This is a genomic window from Mesorhizobium sp. M7D.F.Ca.US.004.03.1.1 (assembly GCF_003998635.1).
Classification (GTDB): domain Bacteria; phylum Pseudomonadota; class Alphaproteobacteria; order Rhizobiales; family Rhizobiaceae; genus Mesorhizobium; species Mesorhizobium loti.
Window position 1 is genome coordinate 1 of sequence record NZ_RZQG01000580.1, and the last position, 3,867, is coordinate 3,867.

The window sequence follows — 3,867 nt, forward strand, 5'->3', positions numbered from 1 at the left end:
CTATTGGGCCTGCTGCCCGTTTCACGGCGAGAAGAGCCCGTCCTTCCACTGCGAGGACAAGAAGGGCCGCTACCATTGTTTCGGCTGCTCGGTCTCGGGCGATCATTTCAAGTTCCTCACCGAACTCGACGGGATGAGCTTTCCCGAAGCGGTCGAGAAGATCGCCGACATGGCCGGCGTGCCGATGCCGGTTCGCGATGCGCAGGAGGAGCGGCGCGAAAAGGAACGCGCCAGCCTGACCGACGTTATGGAGATGGCGACCGCCTTCTTCCAGGAGCGGCTGCAGGGACCCGAAGGCGCCAAAGCGCGCGCCTATCTCAGGGATCGCGGGCTGACGCCGGCGACGCAGCAATCGTTCCGGCTCGGCTTCGCCCCCGACAGCCGAAATGCGCTCAAGGAGCATCTCGCCGCCAAGGGCGTCCCGAAAGCCGATATCGAGGCCTGCGGACTGGTGCGCCACGGCGACGACATCCCGGTTTCCTACGACTGGTTCCGCGACCGCATCATGTTTCCGATCCCGGATTCCAGGGGCAAGATCATCGCCTTTGGCGGCCGCGCGCTGCAGCCCGATGCGCTGGCCAAATACATGAATTCGCCCGATACCGAGCTCTTCCACAAGGGCAACGTGCTCTATAATTTCGCCCGCGCCCGCAAGGCGCTCGCAAAGGGCGGCACGGTCATCGCCGTTGAAGGCTACATGGACGTGATCGCACTGGCGCAGGCCGGCTTCGAGAATGTCGTGGCGCCGCTCGGCACCGCGCTCACCGAGAACCAGCTCGAGCTGCTCTGGCGCATGGCGCCGGAGCCGATGTTGTGTTTCGACGGCGACAAGGCCGGGCTGAAGGCGGCGTGGCGGGCCGCCGACATGGCGCTGCCGTCGGTGCAGGCCGGGCGCTCGGCGCGCTTCGCGCTGTTGCCGGAAGGCAAGGATCCCGACGATCTGGTCAAGGCCGCAGGGCCGGATGCGTTCCGCATCGTGCTGGCCGAAGCACGGCCGCTGGTCGATCTGTTGTGGATGCGTGAGACGGCGGGCGGCGTCTTCGACACGCCGGAGCGGCGGGCCGAGCTCGAGAAGACCCTGCGCGAGCTGACCAGCCGCATCCGCGACGAAAGCCTGCGCTACCATTATCAACAGGAGATGCGCGAGCGCGTGCTGAGCTTCTTCGGCTCGCAGCGCAGTGCGCGCCAAGGGCGTCAAGATGGCGGCCGGCCAGGCGAGCGTGGCCAGGGCAAGGCGGCCGCTCCCGGCGGGCAGTTCGCCAAGCCTGGCGGCGGCCGCATGGCGATCACCGAAAGCCTCGGCCAATCCGCGCTGGTCAAGCGCGGCGGCGAGGGGATGTCGGTGCGCGAAGCGACGATCATCGTCGCATTGATCAACCATCCGGCACTGATCGACGAGAATTTCGCTCATATCGAGTTTCTCGATCTCGCCAACTCCGATCTGAGGCGGCTGCATGCGGCGATCCTCGATGCGATGGCGCATGACATGGCCAATGACCGTCAGGCCGTCATCGCGACGATCGAACGCGCCGGCTGCGCCGAGATCTGGGAGCGGGCCGTCGGCCTGATCCGGCGGATGCGGCAATGGCCGGCGCTGGAGACCGCTGCCCTTGAAGATGCCCGCGATGCTTTCAGCCAGGCACTGCACTTGCAGCGCAGCGCGCGCACCTTACATAAGGAACTGAAACAGGCGGAAGCGGCGCTCGCCACCGATCCCACAGACGAAAACTACCGGCACCTGATCGAAATTCAGGCGCAATTTCAGGATGTACAGGCGACGGAAGCGCTGATCGAAGGTTTCGGCGTGTCCTCGGGCAGGGCTGGGCGAGCTTAGTTTGAAGCGAGTGAGACGCGAAGGCGTCGTTGCGCGTCGAAATGGCGCGTAACGGGCTAAGTCGGGTAATTGATTCGCTTTTTTCATGCGAATCATGCGAGAGGCGCTTGACCTTCTGGCAGATTGGCGGAATCAGGACGATTCGAAACGTTAACCCGAACCCGCGTCGACGGGAAATAAGCGATGTGAGGGTACTGGTCACTGGACAGGCAGCCTGCCTGCCACAGATATCAGGGTTAATCTGGACTTAATGCATGTCGCCCAAAAGGGAAACCGGTTTGGGGCAACGACATTCACCAAACGAACGAGTTGATGCAGTTACTGGCCCGGTGAAGCGCGTTTCATAAGAGCGCATCCGATTTGACTGGTCCGACAGCTTACGCGGCTTCGATGTTCGGCCGCGAGGAGAAGATAAAGACTATGGCGACAAAGGAAAAGGAAGAGGTCGAAACCGAACGCGAAGGCGCCACCGATGGCCCTCTGCTCGACCTTTCCGATGATGCTGTCAAGAAGATGATCAAGGCCGCCAAGAAGCGCGGCTATGTCACCATGGACGAGCTGAATTCGGTGCTGCCCTCCGAGGAAGTGACCTCCGAGCAGATCGAAGACACGATGGCGATGCTGTCCGACATGGGCATCAACGTGGTCGAGGACGACGAGCAGGGCGAGGAGCCCGAGGCCGCCGACACGGCGGCCGATGCCGAGGAAGACGCCAACGAGCTGGCTGAGCAGACCGGCACCGCAGTCGCCGCCACCACCACCAAGAAAGAACCGACCGATCGCACCGACGATCCGGTGCGCATGTACCTGCGCGAGATGGGCTCGGTCGAGCTTTTGTCGCGCGAGGGCGAAATCGCCATCGCCAAGCGCATCGAGGCCGGCCGCGAGACGATGATTGCGGGCCTGTGCGAAAGCCCGCTGACCTTCCAGGCCATCATCATCTGGCGCGACGAGCTCAACGAATCGAAAATCCTGCTGCGCGAGATCATCGATCTCGAAGCCACCTATGCCGGCCCCGAGGCCAAGCAGGCGCCGGTGGTCGAGCGCATCGAGGAAGCCAAGGTCGAGGACAAGCCGCGCCGTTCGCGCGACGAGGAAGAAGACATCACCAATGTCGGCGCCGATACGCGCGGGCTGGTCGATGACGACGAGGAAGACGAGGACGAAGCGAGCCTGTCGCTGGCGGCGATGGAAGCGGAACTGCGCCCGCAGGTGATGGAGACGCTCGACGTCATCGCCGACACCTACAAGAAGCTGCGCAAGCTGCAGGACCAGCAGGTCGAGAACCGTCTGGCCGCGGCCGGCACGCTGTCGCCCAGCCAGGATCGCCGGCTGAAGGAGTTGAAGGACCAGCTGATCAAGGCAGTGAAGTCGCTGTCGCTCAACACGGCCCGCATCGAGGCGCTCGTCGAGCAGCTCTACGACATCAACAAGCGCCTGGTGCAGAACGAAGGCAAGCTGCTCAGGCTCGCCGAAAGCTACGGCGTGCGCCGCGAGGAGTTCCTGAAGGAATATCAGGGTTCCGAGCTCGACCCCAACTGGACGCGCGCGATCGGCAATCTGACCTCGCGTGGCTGGAAGGAATTCACCAAGAACGAGAAGGACGCGATCAAGGACCTGCGCGCCGAGATCCAGAACCTCGCCACCGAAACGGCGATCTCGATCCTGGAATTCCGCAAGATCGTCAACCAGGTGCAGAAGGGCGAGCGCGAAGCGGCGATCGCCAAGAAGGAAATGGTCGAAGCCAATCTGCGCCTCGTCATCTCCATCGCCAAGAAATACACCAATCGCGGCCTGCAGTTCCTCGACCTGATCCAAGAAGGCAATATCGGCCTGATGAAGGCGGTCGACAAATTCGAATACCGCCGCGGCTACAAGTTCTCGACCTACGCGACGTGGTGGATCCGGCAGGCGATCACCCGTTCGATCGCCGATCAGGCGCGCACCATCCGCATTCCGGTGCACATGATCGAGACGATCAACAAGATCGTGCGTACCTCGCGCCAGATGCTGCACGAGATCGGCCGCGAGCC

At 63.0% G+C, this 3,867-nt stretch carries 2 protein-coding genes; both read left to right on the forward strand.

Translation table 11 applies throughout. The annotated features are described in order from the left end of the window. Positions 1–1,834: DNA primase (gene dnaG / locus EN935_RS25760; protein WP_127373742.1), on the forward strand; the 1,834-nt coding region annotated here is incomplete at its 5' end. Between the two features lie 420 nt (positions 1,835–2,254). Then, a partial coding sequence (rpoD, locus tag EN935_RS25765) for an RNA polymerase sigma factor RpoD (protein WP_127373743.1) occupies positions 2,255–3,867 on the forward strand: 1,613 nt, incomplete at its 3' end.